Genomic DNA, 18,791 nt, shown 5'->3' on the forward strand with positions numbered 1-18,791 from the left:
CAGGCGCCGGGGCGGTCGGCCGGTTCACTGTCGCAACGCCAGGCGGTGCGCGCCGAACCAACCGATCGCGAAGTCCACGGCGGCACGCACCGGCAACAGGCGCGCGCTTGCCCGCCCGACCCGACCGTGCCGCACGAACGGCGTCTCGTCGAGCGCGGCGCCCACCGCCGGGAAGTCCCGGTCGTCCAGGTCGGCAGCCCGGAAGTCGAGGCGGACCCGCCGCCCGTCGACGAGCCGGAAGCAGTGGTAGTCGCGCTCGGGCGGCGGCACCGGCAGCCGGTACTCGGCCAGGTGCAGTGCGGTGCACGCCTCGTAGCCGAGGCCGAGCAGCAGGACCTGCCCGTCCGCCGCGTAGAGCTCGCCCATTGGTGAGCGTTCCCCCAGGTGGCAGGTGAGGTCATGGCCGTCGGTGAGCTGCCGGGCCTGCGGGCCGAGCGCGGCGAACGAGGTCTGTGGATGGTCACTGCGCACGGCACCGGGAGCACATCGGACGTACTCGGCAAGCGCCCCCATCCGTTGCGAAGGGGTGGTCCGGCGGTCCCAGCCCGGCAGCGCCGCGTCGTACCGCTCGCGCTGCGCAGCGTCCATACCGGCGGTCGCCGCCAGGTAGGCCCGGGAAGTGGTCGAGTTACCGTCGGTCTGGGTGGGCACCAGGAGTGTGCCAACCGGGCCGAGGACGTCCCGCGCAGCGTCGGCGAGAGTCGCGGGGCCGTGCTTCAGCGGGCCCACCCGGCGGAGGGCGCAGTGCACCAGGAGGCACGCACCCGGGCGGACGCCCAACGCCCGCAGGTCGTCGGCGAGGCGGAGACGGCCCAGTCTGGGCGGTTGGCGCTCATCCGGACCCGGCACGGGTCTCCTCCAAGGCGTGGCGCAACTGGCCGACGAACCGCTCACCCGCCGCGGTGAGCGACCGGCTGGCCAGCAGCGCGTCGGCGCCGTCCCGTGTCCAGGAGTGGAAGCGATCGGCATGCGCCAACGCCTCGCCGCCGTCGGAGACAGCCCGCGACCGCCAGACCTGGGTGACGGCGAGGTGGGCGTACACACCCTGGAGGACGCCCTCCGGTGGCCGCGGGTCGGGACGCCAGGGCACCCGGATCCGGGTGCCCTGGCCGGGCTCGACCAGGTCGTACAGGTCGAGGACCGCACCCAGCTTCGCGTGCTGCCACTCGTGCACGAGCAGCACCGCCATCGTCTCCGGGTCGGGATGGGGGGTGACGGCGACCGCGCCGAACGCGTGCCGGGCGGTCGCGCTCCGCAGCGGTCGCGCCGGGTCGGGCGCCAACGGAACGACGGCACGCAGACCGCCGTCGAGCGCCGCCGCGTGCGCCGGCACGTCCCGGTGCACGACCCGCCAGGCCTCCGCCAGGGTACGGCTCAACGCCCGCGCCGCTGGACCGTCCAGGCGGGACTGCACCTCCTGGCCGTAGCAGTCGCGGTACGGGTCGCTGTCCTCGAGGAGCACCCGGCCGCCGGGCACCGACACGTCGCGGGTCGGAAGCCAGCCGGTCAACGGCGGTGCCGTCGGATCGAGGAGCACCGTATGGTCGACCGAGCCACCCCGGACCTGGAACTCGCCGGGTCGCACGGTCACCTCGGCGCTCTCCCCCAGGCCGGGCAGCACCAGGCTGCCGAGCGCGGGGATCGTGATCGTGTTGGCCCGCACCGGAACCTGCAACGCGGCCGGGATGCCGGCCCGCAGCGCCGCGGCGATGGCCAGGGCCGGCAGTGGGTCGGCTGCCGCGGCGAGGCCGGGCGGGGCCGAGGAGTTGAGGCGATGCACCAGCCCGGGCCGGACGAAGGGGTGCGCCAGGACCGCTCGGACCGCCTCCGGCGCGGCCTGGTCGAGGTGGACGAGCAGTTCCCAGGCGGCCATGGCGCCGAAGCCGCCCCGGCAGGCCGCCAGCAGCGCCCGGGTGATGGAGAGCTGGGTAGCGGCGAGCAGCGCGAGCGTCGACGCCGCCCTGTGCCCGGTCGCCAGGTCGTCCAGCAACTCGTCGACGGGCGAGGTGCTCGATGCTTTGCCCGACGTCGGCGGGGTGGGCGGCGGGTGGGCGTCCACGGTGTCGATCAGGCGGAGCAGGTCGGCGCAGTACACCGACGGGTTGTCGAAGCCGGAGCCGGTGCGCCAGCGGTGGGCGTACAGGCCGCCGCCGCACCGGTCGACCACCGGGCAGGACCGGCAGGTCGCGCAGAGGCCGTCCACGCCGTCCTGCCGGACGGCGACCCCGGGGTGCCGTGCGACCTCGTCCACCGAGTGGTCGAACACGTCGAAGCCGGTGCCGGCCGCGCCGTGGTACGCGGTCTTCAACGAGTCGACCTGCTCCCAACTGCCGTCCGCCTCGATGACCAGCACGTCGGCCGGCGCGAGGCCGAACGCCTCGGTGCCGCCGCCACCCGGGCGCAGCGCCTCGAACATCCGGATCGACATCGGGCGGCCGTCGTCCACCCACCGCCGGTGCAGCCGCCCCAGCCAGTCCGCGTACGGGGTTGGGGTGGGGCCGGGGCGCTCCGGGGGGTTGTCCCAGGTGGCGTGGGGCAGCAACAGGTCGACCCGGGGCGGGTGCTCGGCCAGCAGTGCCTCGTACACCCGATCGGGATCGTTGCGGACGTCGATCGTGCAGAGGATGCCGGCGTAGCTGGCGCGGTGTTCCGGTCGCCGGAGCAGGGCCAGCGCCCGCCGGACCTGGTCGTAGCTGCTGCCACCGTGGGCGAAGACCCGGTGGCGGTCGTTGGCGGCACGGTCGCCGTCGAAGGACACCCCGACCCGCACGTCGTACTCGACGAACAGCCGGCACAATTCCTCGTCGAGCAGGACGCCGTTGGTCTGCATGCGCAGGTCCAGCCGAGCCCATGGGGTGATCGTGGTGCGCAACTCGGCCAGCACCTCGCGCAGCCCGACGGCGCCCAGCAGCAGCGGCTCACCCCCGTGCAGTACGACGTGCACGATCGACAACTCGTGCTCGCGGGCGTGTTCGGCGATGCGCCGTGCGGCGGCCTGGACCGTGGCCGGCGGCATCCGTGCCGGACGGCCACGCCAGGTCTGGTCGGCGTGCTGGTAGACGTAGCAGTGGTCGCAGCTGAGGTCACACCGGCTGTGCACCTTCAACACGAACTGACTGATCCGCCGGCAGGATCCGCCCGTTCCGGGTGGGCCGCACCGGCAGACCATCACTCAGATGGACGAGTTGAAGGCGGCGACGGGCACGGTGTCGGACGGCACGGAACCGTTGGTGACGACGCGCCGGCGCACCGCCTCGATCAGATCGGCGTGCTCGACGACGATCCGTTCCAGCGGGGTGCCCAGGCTATGTGTGAAGTCGTCCAGGCTCGGACGGGATGGGCGGGTGGGTGCGTTGTCCACAATGATTCTCCGGGTCCCGCGGACGTGCCACGGGAGGTGTGATGGACGGCCCGAGGGCCCTGACGCGCCACCAGAATAGGCAACAGCCCCAACGATGTCATCGTTGGTCAAGTAGCGCACCAATCGAGGAGGAACTCACATGTGCCGGAGCATCAAGACGCTGCGTGAACCGTTCACCCCGCAGGTGACCGACGCGGACGTCGAGGCGGCGGCGTTGCAGTACGTCCGGAAGATCTCTGGCTTCCGGACGCCCGCCGCGCACAACGCTGCCGCGTTCGACGCCGCGGTGGCCGCCGTGGCCGGGGCGACGCGCACCCTGCTCGACCAACTGGTGGTGCGGGGCGCCGGATCGGGCGCCACGGACCGGTCGGCCACTGCCGCCGGCTGATCGCCACCGCCGCGTTGATCACCAGCGCCGCCTGACCTGCCAGAGCCGTCCGGCTCGCCCAGACGGCACCTGGCCCGGCCGGGCCTGACCCCTGTCGGGTCAGGCCGCGGCGAGCGCCGGGGCGACCGTGTCGGGCGCCCAGCGCGAGCGGTGGCACTGCGACCAGCCCCGACAACCCGGGTCGCCCAGCGAGCAGAGCCGCAGCTTGCTGAGCACCTCACCGTCGTCGGTGTCCCGCACGTCGAAATGCACCGGGCGGACCGTGCCGTCCGGGGCGACGAGCAGGTGCCGGCCCGCGTCGAGCGTGTCGTCGCGCAGCAGGCAGTTGCGGCCCAACAATCGGGCCAGAGCGGCGATGCTCGCGTGCTCGGAGAGCTGCTCAGGCACCCCGTAGCAGTCCACCACCGTCGCGAACTCGCCCGGCGCCTGCCAGACGTCACACACCACCGCGTACGCCGGCAGCCGCGCCGGGTCGGCCGCCGCCAACGGCATCACCACCCGACCAAGCGCCTCGGCCAACGCCGGGTAGACCTCCACGGGCTGAGCCCCGTCGATTCTCCAGTTCCACAGCTCGGTCATTCCGCCTCCTCGCTGCGTTCGTCCCCACCGGCCTCCGGATCGGGCCTTACACACGATGGTGGGGGGCATTTGACCCCAGCCGGGGGCAAGTTACCGGTCTGTGACCATTCCGGGCAAAATTTCCCTGAGCGACATTGCTCGGAGTAGCGGGAAGGTGACAGTTTATCGGGTACGGTGCGGCATTCGTACCACCCCCACCGCGTGTCCCCCCGCCGGTCAGCGCAGGACGACCCGGTGCTCCCCCCGAGGCAGCAGCTCACCCACCACGGGAGCGCCGGGCACCTCGCCGGCGACCAGCAGACCACCGGAGGTCTGCGCGTCGGCCAACAGCAGCCGCTCCGCCTCGTCCGCCGCGCCGAAGTCGGTCCACGGGGTCACCCAGTCCAGGTTGCGCCGGCTGCCGCCGCTGACGAACCCGTCACGCAGCGCCTCGCGGGCACCGGCCAGATAGGGCACCCGGGCGGTGTCGATGGCCACCGTGAGCTGGCTGGCCCGGGCCAGCTTCGAGGCGTGCCCGAGCAGCCCGAACCCGGTCACATCGGTGCCGCAGCGGATGCCGGCGGCGACCGCCGCGCGGGCGGCGTCCCGGTTGAGCGCGCTCATCGTGGCCACCGCCTCCGGGAAGCTCTCCCCGGTCGCCTTGTGCCGGGTGTTCAACACACCCACCCCGAGCGGCTTGGTCAGCGACAACGGCACCCCGGCCCGCCCAGCGTCGAGGGTGATCAGCTCCTCCGGTCGGACCGTGCCGGTGACCGCGAGACCGTACTTCGGGCCGTCGTCGTCCACGCTGTGCCCGCCGGCCAGGTGACAGCCGGCCTCCCGCGCCACGTCCTGGCCGCCACGCAGCACCTCACGGGCCAACTCCAGCGGGAGCACGTCACGCGGCCAGCAGAGCAGGTTGAGCGCGACCAGCGGGGTGCCGCCCATCGCGTACACGTCGGAGAGCGCGTTGGCCGCGGCGATCCGACCCCAGTCGTACGCGTCGTCGACCACCGGCGTGAAGAAGTCGGCGGTGCTGACCAGGCCGGTGCGCTCATCCAGGCGCACCACCGCCGCGTCGTCGCCGTGATCCAACCCGACCAGCAACTCCGCGGCGCCGGTCGCCGGGCCGAGACCGGCCACCATGATCTCCAGCTCGCCCGGTGGGATCTTGCAGGCGCAGCCACCGCCGCGGGCGTACGTGGTCAGCCGTACGGGTTCGGTCATCCACCCATGATCTCGACAACGCGCCACGATCACCACCGTCACCACCCCCACCTGGTGACCAAAATCGGACGACCGAGAACGATCGTGACCGGTGTTACCGCTCCGTGACCCGCTGGGTTGCGTTCTGCCACATCACGCCGCCTACAGTGGCCGCACCGGGGGTCAACCGACCCCGATCCGGGAGACGACAGGGGACGGTGGACGACGTGACGACGGGCGAACCGCTCATCGTGCTGGACGCGGTCAACAAGTGGTTCGGGCCGCTGCACGTGCTGGACGACGTCTCGCTGTCGGTGGGTCGGGGCGAGGTGGTCGTGGTGATCGGCCCGTCCGGCTCCGGCAAGTCGACGCTGTGCCGCACGATCAACCGACTGGAACCGATCAACTCGGGCACCATCACCTTCGACGGCCAGGTCCTGCCGGCCGAGGGTAAGCCCCTCGCGAAGCTGCGCAGCGAGGTGGGCATGGTCTTCCAGTCCTTCAACCTCTTCGCGCACAAGACCATCCTGGAGAACGTCACCCTCGGCCCGATCAAGGTCCGCAAGGAGAAGCCGGCCGCCGCCCGCGAACGCGGCCTGGCCCTGCTCGACCGGGTCGGCATCGCCAACCAGGCGGACAAGTTCCCGGCCCAGCTCTCCGGCGGCCAGCAGCAGCGTGCGGCGATCGCCCGGGCACTGGCCATGCAGCCCAAGGCGATGCTCTTCGACGAGCCGACCAGCGCACTGGACCCGGAGATGGTCGGCGAGGTGCTCGACGTGATGACCTCGCTGGCCAGCGACGGCATGACGATGGTCGTGGTCACCCACGAGATGGGCTTCGCCCGGCACGCGGCGAACCGGGTCATCTTCATGGCCGACGGCAAGCTCGTCGAGGACGCCTCCCCGGCGGAGTTCTTCGAGAACCCGCGCAGCGATCGGGCGAAGGACTTCCTCTCCAAGATCCTCACGCACTAGGCGTCCGTAGTGGAGCGCGCCGCACCTCGGTGAGCTCCGTTGAAGAAGGAGAAGAGTATGCGTATGAAGAGCGTGGCGGCGGTCGCCATGATGGCCTCCCTCGCCCTGTCTGCCGCCGCGTGCGGCAAGGAGGGTGAGCCGACCCCGAGCGCGGGCGGCACCGCCTCCGGCGCCGCCCAGGGTGACACCTGCAAGAGCTCCGGCGCGACCTTCACCCCGAAGACCGACGCGGCCATCGCCGGCAGCCCGACCTTCGAGAAGATCAAGACGGCTGGCAAGGTCTCCGTCGGGGTCAAGTTCGACCAGCCCAACCTCGGCTACAAGGACGCCCAGGGCAAGCGGTGCGGCTTCGACATCGAGATCGCCCAGTACGTGGCGAGCACGCTGGGCATCGACCCGGCGAAGATCGAGTACAAGGAGATCGCGTCGGCCAACCGGGAGACCGCGATCAAGGGTGGTGAGGTCGACTACTACGTCGGCACCTACTCGATCACCGACAAGCGCAAGAACGACATCTCCTTCGCCGGCCCGTACTTCGTTGCTGGCCAGGACCTGCTGGTCCGCAAGGACGAGTCGTCGATCACCGGCAAGGACACCCTCAAGGGCAAGAAGGTCTGCTCGGCCACCGGCTCGACCCCGATCCAGAAGGTCCGTGACGAGGGCCTGACCGAGCCGGAGAACATCGTCGAGTTCAAGACCTACTCCGAGTGCGTCTCGCAGCTGCTCGACAAGAAGGTCGACGCCGTCACCACCGACGACGCCATCCTCAAGGGCTACGCGGCGCAGAGCCCGAGCGAGCTGAAGGTGGTCGGCCAGCCGTTCAGCACCGAGAAGTACGGCATCGGCCTGCCGAAGGACGACAAGGCGCTGCGCGACTACGTCAACAACCAGATCGAGGCGTCGTTCGGCGACGGCACCTGGCAGAAGATCTACGACGGCACGCTCGGCCTGTCCGGCTCGGCGGGCACCCCGCCCACCCTCGAGCGGTACTGACCGAACGGCTCGACAACGAGTTGTGGCGCCGGGCGGGGCTCGTCCCCGCCCGGCGCCCGTCCGAGGAGTGAGAGCGAGGCATGGGCGAGTTCTTCCGCGTACTGACGGACAACCGGCAGCTGTTCGTTGACGGGTTCACCAACACCGTCCAACTTTTCCTGATCGCCGCGGTCGGCAGCCTCGTCCTCGGCACGCTGCTCGGCGCGATGCGGGTCTCCCCTGTGCCGGCGCTGCGCGCGTTCGGCGCCACGTACGTCAACCTGGTGCGCAACACCCCTCTGACGTTGGTCTTCGCGTTCCTGGTATTCGCGGTGCCGAAGCTCGACGTCAACATCGACTACTTCTCCAGCGCCGGCATCGCGTTGACCGTCTACACCTCCGCCTTCGTGTGCGAGGTGATCCGCTCCGGCGTGAACACGGTCGCCGCCGGGCAGGCCGAGGCGGCCCGGGCGCTCGGCATGACCTTCGGCCAGGTGCTCACGCTCATCGTGCTGCCGCAGGCGCTGCGGGCGATGGTCCCACCGATGATGAGCGTGTTCATCGCGATGCTGAAGAACACCACCATCGCCGCCGGCTTCTCCGTGCTGGAGGCGGGCGCTATCCCCGCGTACATGGCCGAGCGGGGCGAGCCGCAGTTCGCCGTCCTGCTCTGGATCACCATCGGCTTCCTGATCCTGATCCTGCCGCTGGTGGCGTTTCAGCGGTTCCTGGAGCGCAAGTGGAGGATCGCCCGGTGAGTGAGCTTGCGAGCCCCGCAGTCGCGAACGAAAGGTGGCTGAGTTGAGCCAGGCGTCGATCCTCTACGACCTGCCCGGGCCCCGCGCCAAGCGGCGTAACGCGATCCTGGGCGTGGCCTCCACCGCCGGCATCATCGCCCTGCTCGCCTACATCGGCTACAAGTTCGCCGACACCGGCCAGTTCGAGGCCCGTAAGTGGGAGCAACTGCAGTACGCGTCGGTGCAGCGCGAGTTGCTGGGCGGGCTGTGGGCGACGCTCAAGGCTGCCGGCATCGCGGCGGTCCTGGCACTGCTCTTCGGGGCGGTCTTCGCCAGCGCCCGACTGAGCGACAAGTGGGTCCTGCGTACCCCGGCCACCTTCGTGGTGGAGCTGTTCCGGGCGATTCCACTGCTGATTCTGATCTTCTTCGGTTACTACGTGCCGCTGCAGTACGGCTGGTCGATCGACAAGCTCTGGGCGCTGGTCATCGGGCTGATGCTCTACAACGGCTCGGTGCTCGCGGAGATCTTCCGGGCCGGCATCAACGCGGTCCCCTACGGGCAGACCGAGGGGGCGTACGCGGTCGGTCTGCGCAAGAACCAGGTGCTGCGGCTGATCCTGCTGCCGCAGGCCGTCCGGTCGATGCTCCCGGCGATCGTCAGCCAGCTCGTCGTGCTGCTCAAGGACACCGCGCTGGGCTTCATCATCACGTACCCCGAGCTGCTCTTCGTCGGTAAGCAGATCGGCGGCCGGTTGCCGTTCGGCCTTCCGTACGTGCCGACCTACCTGGTCGTCGGAGCGATCTACATCGCCATCTGCGGTGCGCTGTCCGTCCTCGCCTGGTGGTTGCAGAAACGAATGGGCCGTACGCCGCGTACCGCGGCCAAGGTGCTCCCCGCCCAAAGCGTCGGCGAGGACTCTGCCCGGATGATCTGACCGGACGGGCCGCCGGGTGGCCCGGCGCGTGATCGACTCGAGTTCCTTGATATCGGGGTGTCCCAGCGTTGGGGACACCCCGATATCGGTGAATTCCCGGTGATCAGGCCGGTCAGCGGGCGATCTCGGTGACCCGGGACTCGCGGACCACGGTGACCCGGATCTGACCCGGATAGGTCAGCTCCTCCTCGATCTGCTTGGCCACATCCCGGGCCAGCACGGCCGCCCCGATGTCGTCCACGTCGTCCGGCTTGACCATCACCCGGATCTCCCGGCCGGCCTGCATGGCGAAGACCTTGTCCACGCCGAGCTTGCCGGCCGCGATCTCCTCGATCCGCTCCAGCCGCTTGACGTACGCCTCCAGGCTCTCCCGGCGCGCGCCCGGCCGACCACCGGAGCAGGCGTCGGAGGCCTGGGTGAGCACGGCCTCGATGGTCTGCGGCGGCACCTCGTTGTGGTGCGCCTCGATGGCGTGCACCACGTCCTCGTGCTCGCCGTACTTGCGGGCCAGGTCCGCGCCGATGATGGCGTGGCTGCCCTCCACCTCGTGGGTGAGCGCCTTGCCGATGTCGTGCAGGAACGCCGACCGCTTGATGATGGGCACGTCCAACCGCAGCTCGGCGGCCATGATGCCGGCGATGTGGGCGGTCTCGACAAGGTGCTTGAGCACGTTCTGCCCGTACGAGGTGCGGTAGCGCAGCCGACCGAGCAGGGTCACCAGCTCCGGGTGGATCTCGGTGATGCCGACCTCGACCAGGGCGTCCTCGGCGGCGCGGAGGCAGAGCTGCTCCACCTCCTGCCGGGCCAGGTCGTAGACCTCCTCGATCCGGTGCGGGTGGATGCGCCCGTCCAGGACCAGCTTCTCCAGGGTCACCCGGCCCACCTCCCGGCGGACCGGGTCGAAGCAGGAGAGCAGCACCGCCTCGGGGGTGTCGTCGATGATCAGGTTGACGCCGGTCACCGACTCGAAGGCGCGGATGTTGCGCCCCTCCCGGCCGATGATCCGCCCCTTCATCTCGTCACCGGGCAGGTGCAGGACGCTGACCACGCTCTCCGCGGTCTGCTCGCTGGCGACCCGCTGGATCGCGTCCACCACGATGTGTCGGGCGCGCTGCTCGGCCGTGTTACGCGCGTCGGACTCGATGTCCCGCACGAGCAGCGCCGCTTCCCGCTTGGCAGACGTCTCGATGGCGTCGACCAGCTCCAGTCGCGCGGAGTCGGCGGTGAGCCCGGCGACCCGCTCCAGCTCCCGGCGGCGCAGTTCCTCCGACTCGGTCAGCTCGGCCTCTCGCTGGGCGAGCGCTGCCTCCCGGGCGGCGAGGGCAGCCTTCGCGGCGGTGAGCTGCCGCTCCCGCTCGGCGAACCGCTCCACCTCCTCGGTGTGCATCCGCTCCCGCTCGTCCATCCGGGCGGCCCGACGTTCCACCTCGGCGGCCTGCTCGCGGGTGGTGGCGGCGAGCACCGCGACCTCCCGCTCGCCGCTGCGCCGGGCTGCCGTCCGCAGCTGCTCGGCGTCCGCCTCGGCCTGCTTGTGGGCGCGTTCCAGAACGGTGTCCGCCTCGGCGCGGGCGTCGTCGAGGACGCGACGCGCCTCGGCGCGGGCCGCCTTCGCCTCGGCCTTCGCCGCCGCCGCCTCGGTACGAGCTGCGGCGGCCGCGGACTTCGCCACGTCGATCGTGCTGTTCGCCTCGTCGGCCGCGGTCCGCAGGGCGGCGAGGGACTGCTCCTGGCGGTCCTTCTCGGCGATGAAGGCGGGGTCCTCCGGAGCCGGCGCGCCGCCCATCCGGCGCAGGGTCCGGATGCCGACCAGCACGGCGCCGATCACCACCACCGCGAGGACGAGGACGGCCGCGAGGAGCACGACGTCGAAGGTGTTCATGCCGGGACCCCGTCGGGTCTACCGATGAACCTGTGCCGCCGCCCCGCCATGGCCGCCTCCCCTAACGTCGAGACCGCAGCGACCGTGCCGGGGGCACACTCCTGCGGCTGTGGACGCCCGACCGGAGCGGCTGGCCGTGGGTAGCTTTCTCCGCCGGCGGTGCCCGTGGGCAGCGTCGGCGACCGGGTGCAGTTGTCGCAGCGTTCCGGACCGGCCTGTCCGGAACTGCCGCCAAAGGCCGCGGAGTCGGCCAAAGTGATGCTGTTCTGTTACGCGATCTATGTTGTGCGCTTAGCCTGCGCTGGTCGGGCAATGTGAGCCTGTATGGCGAGGCTAGGTCGCCGGGGGCGCTCCGGTCAAGGACTCATGATCAAACCCCCCGAACGGAGAGAAGTCGAACCGTAACCCCGCGCTGATATCGCGCCGGACAGGAGGGGACAAACCTCGCGAGGTGTACGGGCTGCCAAACACGTCAGGCCTGCTCAAGCCGGGCCTAACCGACCGTCCGGTGTCATAAGACCGGGTGCGGCGGGCAGCGGTGGAGTGTGACCCATCCGTCCGACAGGCGGACAGCCTCTTTCGGTGGGAACGGTCCACGGTCAGCCCGACGAACGGCTGTCGCGCTCCAACTCGCCCTCGGCGTCGGCGAGCGCGTCGGCGTCGATCTGCTCGGCGAACTCGGCTGCCTCGGCGCTCTGCGCGGCGAGCGCGTCCTTCACCGCCCGGATGGCCACACCAGGCGGGTAACCCTTGCGGGCCAGCATGCCCACCAACCGGCGGAAGACCGCGTCCGGCTCACCCCGGGCGGTGCGCAGCTTGCGCTCCACCAGGGCACGGGCGGTGTCCGCCTCGGTCTCCTCGTCCAACTCACCCAGCGCCTCGGTGGCCACCTCGCCGTCCACGCCCTTGCGGCGCAGCTCGTTGGCGAGCGCCCGGCGAGCCAGGCCGCGCCCGGCGTGCCGGCTGGACACCCAGGCCCGCGCGAACGCCGCGTCATCGATGATGCCGACCTCGTCGTACCGGTCGAGGACCTCGGCCGAAACCTGCTCGGAGATGCCCCGCTTGGCCAACGCCCCGGCCAGCTCGGCCCGGGTGCGGGGCCGAACGGCAAGCTGGCGCAGGCAGATCTCGCGGGCCACCTCGGACTCATCCCGGGGAGGGGCCGGAGACTCGACGGTGTCGGCCTCCTCGGACCCACCCCGGCGGCCTCGCCGAGGGCGGGGCGGATCGGTGGCGTCGCCCGTACGAGGCGGACTGGCATCCCAGCCCCGCCCCGTACGAGCGCGTCGTCCTGCCATGGGTCAGCGACCGGTCAGAAGTCGACCGGCGGCAGCTCCGGGCCACCGGCGGCGTCACCCGCGCCGGCCCCGACGCCGAGCTTCTCCAGGATCTTCTTCTCGATCTCAGCGGCCACGTCCGGGTTTTCCTTCAGGAACTCCCGGGCCTTCTCCTTGCCCTGACCGAGCTGGTCGCCGTCGTACGTGTACCACGCTCCGGACTTGCGGATGATCGCCTGCTCCACGCCGACGTCGATCAGCGAGCCCTCACGCGAGATGCCCTTGCCATACATGATGTCGAACTCGGCCTGCTTGAACGGCGCGGCGACCTTGTTCTTCACGACCTTGACCCGGGTGCGGTTACCGACCACGTCGGTGCCGTCCTTGAGGCTCTCGATGCGTCGCACGTCGAGCCGGACCGAGGCGTAGAACTTCAGCGCCCGACCACCGGTGGTGGTCTCCGGGCTGCCGAACATGACGCCGATCTTTTCCCGCAGCTGGTTGATGAAGATCGCCGTGGTGCCGGTGTTGCTGAGCACACCGGTGATCTTCCGGAGCGCCTGGCTCATCAGCCGGGCCTGGAGGCCCACGTGGCTGTCGCCCATCTCGCCCTCGATCTCGGCGCGCGGCACCAGGGCCGCCACCGAGTCGATCACGATGATGTCCAGCGCGCCGGAGCGGATCAGCATGTCCGCGATCTCCAGCGCCTGCTCGCCGGTGTCCGGCTGAGAGACCAGCATCGCGTCGGTGTCGACGCCGAGGGCCTTCGCGTACTCCGGGTCGAGCGCGTGCTCGGCGTCGATGAAGGCGGCGATGCCGCCGTTGCGCTGGGCGTTGGCCACCGAGTGCAGGGCCACCGTGGTCTTACCGCTGGACTCGGGACCGTAGATCTCGACCACCCGGCCACGGGGCAGGCCGCCAATGCCGAGGGCCACGTCGAGCGCGATGGAGCCGGTCGGAATGATCGCGGTCTGGACGACCGGCCGGTCACCCAGCCGCATCACCGAGCCCTTGCCGAATTGCTTGTCAATCTGAGCGAGAGCAAGGTCGAGTGCCTTCTCCCGGTCAGGCCCTGCTGCCATGGTTGCCACCCCTGCCTTCGCCGGCGTCTTTGCTGAGCTTCGCGTCACGCGGACACGCTAGGCGCTAGGTCCGACAGAAAACCAGCCGACGGGCCGCGAGCTGTGGACGAGCACCCCGCTGTGGACAATAGCCGAACAGGTGTACGACTCGACAAGCGACACGCGGAACCGGCAAAAAGGCTGCTCAGCGTAGTCGAGCGGGCACGCGGTCGGGGTACGCGGCGCAGACCGCCCGCCACACCACGTGCGTCTGCTCCCCCGCCGCCAGGGCCTGCTCGATGGTCCGCCCACCGAGCTGGGACAGCACCTGATCGCGGGCGATGCTGGCCGCGTAGCCGGGCCCGAACGCCTCATCCAACCGCGTCCAGAAGTCGGTCAGCCGCACAGTGATCAGCCCTCCTCGTCCGGTGCCCCGGTCGGCACCGGGCGCAACGCTAGCGCCACCAGGGGCACCGCCGCGACCGCCGCGAGCAGGGTGAGCACGGGATATCCGGCGAACTGCATGACAAACCCGCTGACCACGGCGGCCACGGCCCCGGCCAGCCCCATGATCAGGTCGGACAGCCCCTGGACGCTCGGCCGCACCGCGGCCGACACCGACTCGGACAGCAGGGTCGAGCCGGCCACCATCGTCCCCGACCAGCCCAGCCCGAGCAGGACCAGACCGACCGAGAGCCGAGGCGTGTGGTGCCCGGCGGTGCCGGCGACCGCGCAGGCGGCCAGCAGCAACCCGACCCCGCCGAGGATCACCGCCCGTCGACCGAGCCGGTCGGTGAGCCAACCAACCACCGGGGAGAACGCGTACATGCCGGCGATGTGCAGGCTCAGCACGATGCCGACCAGCCGCAACACGTCGGCGTCGGCGTGCGACTCACCGAGCCGGACCGGCGTCATCGCCATCACCGCCACCATCACCAGGTGACCCACCGCCACGGCGGCGATGCCGAGTCGGGCGGCGGGCTGCCTGCGTACCACCGACCAGGCCACGCGCATCCCGGCGCCGCGCGGCGCGCGCACCCCGACCGGCGCGGCGGCCGGGGTCGCACCGCCGCGGCTCGGGCCACCCTCCGCCGGCGCCTCGGCCGCCACGGCGGTCGCCGTCGCGTCGGCGGCCTGCGACGGATCGGCGACCGGTGCGTCGGCCGCCGCGAGCCGCCGCGCGGTGAGCAGCGGGTCGGGCCGGAGCAACCCGAGGAGTACGACGGCAGCCAGCACGAACGCGGCCGCGCTGAACGCGAACGGGCCGGCCAGCGGGGGCAGCCCCCAACCGGTGGTGACCCGGTCGGCCAGCGCGGCGAAGTTCGGCGCGGCCACCGCACCGATGGTGGTGGCCCAGACGATCAGGGAGAGCTGCCGCCCCCGTCGGGCCGGCTCGGCGAGATCCACGGCCGTGTAGCGGGCCTGCAGGTTCGCGGCGGTGCCCCCGCCGAAGAGCAGCATGCCGAGGAAGAGCAACGGCACCCAGCGGGTCGCCGCGGCCAGCACCACCAGCACGCCGCCGACGGCGCCGACCGCGTACGCCAGCACCAGACCGGGCCGGCGACCGTGCCGCGCCATGATCCGGGTGACCGGGACGGCGAGCAGCGCGGCACCGACCACCCCGGCGCTCTGCGCGACACCGGCCACCGCGGTCCCGGCTATCCGGGCCGCGAGCAGCGCGCCCACGGCGATGCCGATGGTCACGCCGATCCCACCGATGATCTGGGTGGTGAAGAGCAACCGCAGGGTGCGCCGCTGGATCGACGTGACGTCGGGTCGGGCGCCGGTACGCGGCGCGGTCAGGTGGGTGGCCATCGGCGCTCCTCAGGACGGGGGACCCATCCTCGCGCACCCGCACCGACCAGCGGCAGTGGGTTTTGCCACCAGCCGACGGATCCGGGTCAGGGTGAGCGCGGCGACGGCCACGCTGACGGCGGCGACCACGCCGAAGATCACCGCGAAGCCCTCGTTGTCGGCGGCGAGCAGAGCGAGCAGGATCAGCCCGAGCGAGACGCCCAGGATGGACAGCAGCGCCGACCAGGTGGCCCGCCGTTGCCCGGCCAGGTGACCGGGCAGTTCGGCCCGTACCGCGCCGTCCTCGGGCGCGGTTCCGGTGCGCAACGCCTCGCGCAGCGCGTACCCCTCGGGATCCCGCCGGGTGTCCTGCCCACCCGCCGCCCGCCTGCCCAGGTAGAGCGCGGGGCCGATCCAGACGGCGCTCAGCGCGGCGTTCAGCAGGGCCTCGACCAGTGACTCCTGCCGGTCGAAGAGCCAGCGCACCGGCAGCCCGACGAACACCGTCATGGGCACCCAGTACACGGCCATGAGGTGCAACCCGGTCGCTCGCTCGAGGGACCGCTTCCATCCCCGGCGGCGCCGAGTGGCCGCGATGGTCGCACCGCCACGACTCTCCCCGTTGTCCACGTCCGTCGACACCCGATACCCATCCGGGCGACCCGCGACGCACTGTCAATCTTGGACAGTTTCCGTCAGCTGCTGACTGTGCTGACGGAAACTGTCCAAGATCTGAACAGCTCTCAGCCGGCCATCACCCGCTGGTGCAGCGCCGACACCGCCGAGCGGGCCGCCACGAACGCGCCGTGCTGCCAGGCCACCTCGTGGCTGAGCCAGTCCCCGGCGAAGTAGACCCGCCCGGCCGGCTGGAGCAGCAGGTTGTAGCCGGCCGTGCCGTACCGGGGTGAGGTCCAGGCGCCCTCGATGTAGCAGGGCCGCTCCGGCGGCCGGAACGCCGGGGTGACCGACGCCTCCGCGCTGGGGGCCAGCCCCATGACGCCCATCGTGGCGAGCATCGCTCCGGCCCACCGCTGATCCCGACCGTACGCAGGAACCCACGCCGGCTGACCATCGACTGCGTCTGGTCGCTCATAACGGCCTCGCCTACAAGAGCGACTCGCATGAGTCTGCAACGTCACGACGAGCGGTTGCCCCGCTGTCCGGCGATGGCGCGGGACACGACGGTGAGGTCAGCGACCAGGCCCTGGTACGCCGTGTCCTGGTCGTCGGCCCGCAGCACGGCGGACGGATGGATCGTCGCCAGCAGCCGAGCGGGCGGCGCGTCGGCCCGCTTTCCGGTGTTGTCCACCGGCACCTGCTCGAAGTCCGCGGCGTGTTGCGCCGACTCCGGCCAGGGCAGCAGCTCGCCCCGCTGCCGGGTGACCCGGAAGGACGGGCCGAGCAGCGCCTTGGCGGCGGTCGCGCCGAGCACCACCACGAACTCCGGACGCAGCCGGGCGAACTCGGCGACCAACCAGGGGCGGCAGGCGGTGATGTGCGCCTGGTCCGGGGTCTGGTGGATCCGCCGCCTGCCGCGCAGTTCGAAGCGAAAGTGCTTTACGGCATTTGTCAGATAGAGCTGACCCGGGTCCAATCCAGCGTCGTCCACCGCGCGGCGCAGCAGGCGCCCGGCCGGACCGACGAAGGGCAACCCCTTCTGGTCCTCCATGTCGCCGGGCTGCTCACCGACCAGCACCACGCGGGCGCTCTCGTCGCCCCGGCCGAAGACCGTCTGCGAGGCGTCCCGGTACAGCTCACAGCCCCGACAGCCGCCAGCCGCCGTGCGCAGGTCGTCGATGGTGTCGGCGTCGGGCGGGATGAACCGCTGGGCGCCCGGAGCGCTCCCGGTCTGCTCGGCCATGCCGACTGTTATATACCCGTTCGATGCTCGCCGCCGGATACGCCCCAGCGCACCGGCTACGGCACCTCAGTACCCGTTACCGCCCCCATCCCCGCCGGACGCGATCGCGATCAGCACGATAATGATGATGATGATCGCCACCGCGATGGCGATCCAAATCCCCTTACGAGCCCCACCAGAAGCCATATCCCCACACCTCCGGGCGCCCGCATACCCGTCTCCACCGCCCCGAATCCTCGCGATCTTGCACTTTCTGCCCGGACCAACATGCACAAGTCCGACATTCAGCCAACACGAACTGCAAGATCGCGGAGCGGGGCGGGTGGGGCGGGGCGGGGGCTGGGCGGGGCGGGGGCTGGGCGGGGCGGGGGCTGGGCGGGGCGGGGGCTGGGCGGGGCGGGGCGGGGCGGGGCTGGGGGCGGGTCAGGTGGGGAAGCCTTGGGATGGGGGTGGGTTTTCGGCGGCGGCCAGGGCGGCTGCCAGGGGAGCCAGGTCGGTGGGGTCCAGGGAGCTGACGGTGATGCGCAGGGCGGGCGGGGCGGCGATCCGGTAGAGCGCGCCGGGGGCCACCGCCCAGCCGGCGTCGCGTAGCGCGGTCACCGTGCTGGTCTCGTCAGCGACCGGCAGCCAGACGTTGATGCCGCTGCGGCCGTGCCCGGTCAGGCCGTGTTCGGCCAGCGCTGCGAGCAGCCCGACGCGGCGCTCCTCGTAGCTCTGCGCCGCCCGCTGCACCAACTCGGTGACCGTCGGGTCCCGCCACAGTGCGAGCACCAGGCGTTGCAGCACCGTGGAGACCCAGCCTGCGCCGACCCGGGTACGGCCGCTCACCCGGGCCACCGTCGTCTCGTCACCGACCAGCACCGCCATCCGCAAATCCGGGCCGAAGGGCTTGCTCACCGAGCGGAGGAAGGCCCAACTCGCTGTCGCACCGGCGAGCGGGTGCAGGGGTACGCGGGCCAGTTCGGCGGCGTGGTCGTCCTCGATCAACAGCAGGTCCCGTCGACCGGCGAGCAGCGCCCGCAGCGCCTCGGCGCGGGCCGCGGAGACGGCGGCGCCGGTTGGATTCTGCGCCCGGCTGGTGATGATCAGCGCCCGCGCTCCGGCGGCGAGCGCCGCGGCAACCCCGGCGACCAGTGGCCCCTCGTCGTCCAGCGGTACGCCGATCGGGCGCAGCCCCAGCGCGGCGACCAGGTCGAGCAGGTTGGCCCAGCCCGGGTCCTCGACCGCCACCGCGTCGCCGGGGCGCAGGTGGGCACCGAGCAGCCGCTCGATGCCGTCGAGCGCACCTCCGGTGAGCGTCAACTCCCCGGCCGGTACGCCGTCGGCGCGCAGCCGGGCGCGGGCCGCCTCGGCCAGTTCGGGCAGCACCCCGGCATCGGAGTAGCCGACCGACGGGCCGCTGTCGGTGGCGAGCGCCGCCAGGTGCGGGCCCAGCGGGGGGAGCAGCCGAGGGTCGGGTTCACCGCGGGACAGGTCTCGGGCACCGGGCAACGGTGGGGGACGCAGCGCGGAGCGGCGGGCGGCCACCGGCGGGCGGGGGCGTACCCGGGTGCCGTGCCGACCGGCGGTGGCGAGCAGGCCGCGCTGGCGCAGCTCCTGGTAGGCACGGGCGACGGTGGCGGGACTGACCTGCAACTGCGCGGCGAGTGCCCGCACGGGCGGCACGGCGGCCCCCGGCGAGAGGGCGCCGGAGCGGATGCCCGACTCGATGCTGGCCGAAATCTCGACGGCTGTCGTACCGGTGAACTGATAGTGTGCTGACACAAATATGAGATTGTACTAGAAC

19 protein-coding genes are annotated in these 18,791 nt (G+C 71.5%); 5 read left to right on the forward strand and 14 right to left on the reverse strand.

Annotated features, from left to right (window positions below):
- Positions 1-24 precede the first annotated feature (24 nt).
- The 3 genes from V6U86_RS24015 to V6U86_RS24025 all read right to left on the reverse strand — a co-directional run bounded on the left by V6U86_RS24015 (position 25) and on the right by V6U86_RS24025 (position 3,361).
- Entirely contained in the window at positions 25-849 is an 825-nt protein-coding gene (locus V6U86_RS24015) for an aminoglycoside N(3)-acetyltransferase (protein WP_334506729.1), read from the reverse strand.
- Positions 833-3,109 (reverse strand): FxsB family cyclophane-forming radical SAM/SPASM peptide maturase, encoded by a 2,277-nt coding sequence (locus V6U86_RS24020; RefSeq protein ID WP_334506731.1) that lies wholly within the window; start codon positions 3,107-3,109, stop codon positions 833-835. Before V6U86_RS24020 ends, V6U86_RS24015 begins: the two co-directional genes overlap by 17 nt.
- Positions 3,110-3,172: 63 nt before the next feature.
- Positions 3,173-3,361 carry a hypothetical protein gene (locus V6U86_RS24025; protein ID WP_334506733.1) on the reverse strand — a complete coding sequence of 63 codons (189 nt, stop codon included), beginning with the start codon at positions 3,359-3,361 and terminating at the stop codon, positions 3,173-3,175.
- 139 nt (positions 3,362-3,500) lie between these two features.
- On the opposite strand from V6U86_RS24025, the gene V6U86_RS24030 reads away from it, so the two are divergent.
- Complete coding sequence (locus V6U86_RS24030) at positions 3,501-3,749, forward strand: DUF2277 family protein (protein ID WP_334506735.1); 249 nt, start codon at positions 3,501-3,503, stop codon at positions 3,747-3,749.
- Between the two features lie 99 nt (positions 3,750-3,848).
- On the opposite strand, the gene V6U86_RS24035 is transcribed toward V6U86_RS24030, so the two are convergent.
- Both V6U86_RS24035 and selD read right to left on the reverse strand, forming a co-directional pair.
- Complete coding sequence (locus V6U86_RS24035; protein ID WP_334506737.1) at positions 3,849-4,328, reverse strand: hypothetical protein; 480 nt, start codon at positions 4,326-4,328, stop codon at positions 3,849-3,851.
- Between the two features lie 216 nt (positions 4,329-4,544).
- Complete coding sequence (gene selD, locus V6U86_RS24040) at positions 4,545-5,534, reverse strand: selenide, water dikinase SelD (protein ID WP_334506739.1); 990 nt, start codon at positions 5,532-5,534, stop codon at positions 4,545-4,547.
- 197 nt (positions 5,535-5,731) lie between these two features.
- Between selD and V6U86_RS24045 the strand changes: the two genes are divergently transcribed.
- From V6U86_RS24045 to V6U86_RS24060, 4 genes are all read left to right on the forward strand, one after another.
- Positions 5,732-6,487, forward strand: a complete 756-nt coding sequence (locus V6U86_RS24045) for an amino acid ABC transporter ATP-binding protein (RefSeq protein WP_334506741.1) — start codon at positions 5,732-5,734, stop codon at positions 6,485-6,487.
- 57 nt (positions 6,488-6,544) lie between these two features.
- Positions 6,545-7,480 (forward strand): glutamate ABC transporter substrate-binding protein, encoded by a 936-nt coding sequence (locus tag V6U86_RS24050; RefSeq protein ID WP_130399700.1) that lies wholly within the window; start codon positions 6,545-6,547, stop codon positions 7,478-7,480.
- An 80-nt stretch (positions 7,481-7,560) separates the two neighbouring features.
- The gene (locus tag V6U86_RS24055) at positions 7,561-8,217 is read left to right on the forward strand and encodes an amino acid ABC transporter permease (protein ID WP_334506747.1); all 657 of its coding nucleotides are present in this window, start codon (positions 7,561-7,563) and stop codon (positions 8,215-8,217) included.
- A gap of 43 nt (positions 8,218-8,260) precedes the next feature.
- Positions 8,261-9,133 (forward strand): amino acid ABC transporter permease, encoded by an 873-nt coding sequence (locus V6U86_RS24060; RefSeq protein WP_442935003.1) that lies wholly within the window; start codon positions 8,261-8,263, stop codon positions 9,131-9,133.
- 112 nt (positions 9,134-9,245) lie between these two features.
- Here the strand turns inward: V6U86_RS24060 and rny are convergent, their stop codons facing one another.
- The 9 genes from rny to V6U86_RS24105 form a co-directional block, all read right to left on the reverse strand.
- A complete protein-coding gene (gene rny, locus V6U86_RS24065; RefSeq protein ID WP_334506751.1) occupies positions 9,246-11,012 on the reverse strand; it encodes a ribonuclease Y in 1,767 nt (588 codons plus the stop codon).
- Between the two features lie 599 nt (positions 11,013-11,611).
- Entirely contained in the window at positions 11,612-12,310 is a 699-nt protein-coding gene (locus tag V6U86_RS24070) for a regulatory protein RecX (protein ID WP_334506753.1), read from the reverse strand.
- Between the two features lie 14 nt (positions 12,311-12,324).
- The gene (recA, locus tag V6U86_RS24075; RefSeq protein ID WP_334506755.1) at positions 12,325-13,371 is read right to left on the reverse strand and encodes a recombinase RecA; all 1,047 of its coding nucleotides are present in this window, start codon (positions 13,369-13,371) and stop codon (positions 12,325-12,327) included.
- 184 nt (positions 13,372-13,555) lie between these two features.
- A complete protein-coding gene (locus V6U86_RS24080; RefSeq protein WP_030336777.1) occupies positions 13,556-13,756 on the reverse strand; it encodes a DUF3046 domain-containing protein in 201 nt (66 codons plus the stop codon).
- A 5-nt stretch (positions 13,757-13,761) separates the two neighbouring features.
- Complete coding sequence (locus V6U86_RS24085) at positions 13,762-15,165, reverse strand: MFS transporter (RefSeq protein ID WP_334506758.1); 1,404 nt, start codon at positions 15,163-15,165, stop codon at positions 13,762-13,764.
- Positions 15,166-15,174: 9 nt separating this feature from the next.
- Entirely contained in the window at positions 15,175-15,675 is a 501-nt protein-coding gene (locus tag V6U86_RS24090; protein ID WP_334506760.1) for a hypothetical protein, read from the reverse strand.
- Between the two features lie 212 nt (positions 15,676-15,887).
- Positions 15,888-16,139 (reverse strand): FAD-dependent oxidoreductase, encoded by a 252-nt coding sequence (locus tag V6U86_RS24095; RefSeq protein ID WP_334506762.1) that lies wholly within the window; start codon positions 16,137-16,139, stop codon positions 15,888-15,890.
- A gap of 140 nt (positions 16,140-16,279) precedes the next feature.
- Positions 16,280-17,005, reverse strand: a complete 726-nt coding sequence (locus tag V6U86_RS24100; RefSeq protein ID WP_334506764.1) for a UdgX family uracil-DNA binding protein — start codon at positions 17,003-17,005, stop codon at positions 16,280-16,282.
- A 423-nt stretch (positions 17,006-17,428) separates the two neighbouring features.
- Positions 17,429-18,769 carry an aminotransferase class I/II-fold pyridoxal phosphate-dependent enzyme gene (locus tag V6U86_RS24105; RefSeq protein WP_334506766.1) on the reverse strand — a complete coding sequence of 447 codons (1,341 nt, stop codon included), beginning with the start codon at positions 18,767-18,769 and terminating at the stop codon, positions 17,429-17,431.
- Positions 18,770-18,791 lie beyond the last annotated feature (22 nt).

Source organism: Micromonospora sp. CPCC 205558 (genome assembly GCF_036902955.1).
In the GTDB taxonomy this organism is placed as follows: Bacteria; Actinomycetota; Actinomycetes; order Mycobacteriales; family Micromonosporaceae; genus Micromonospora.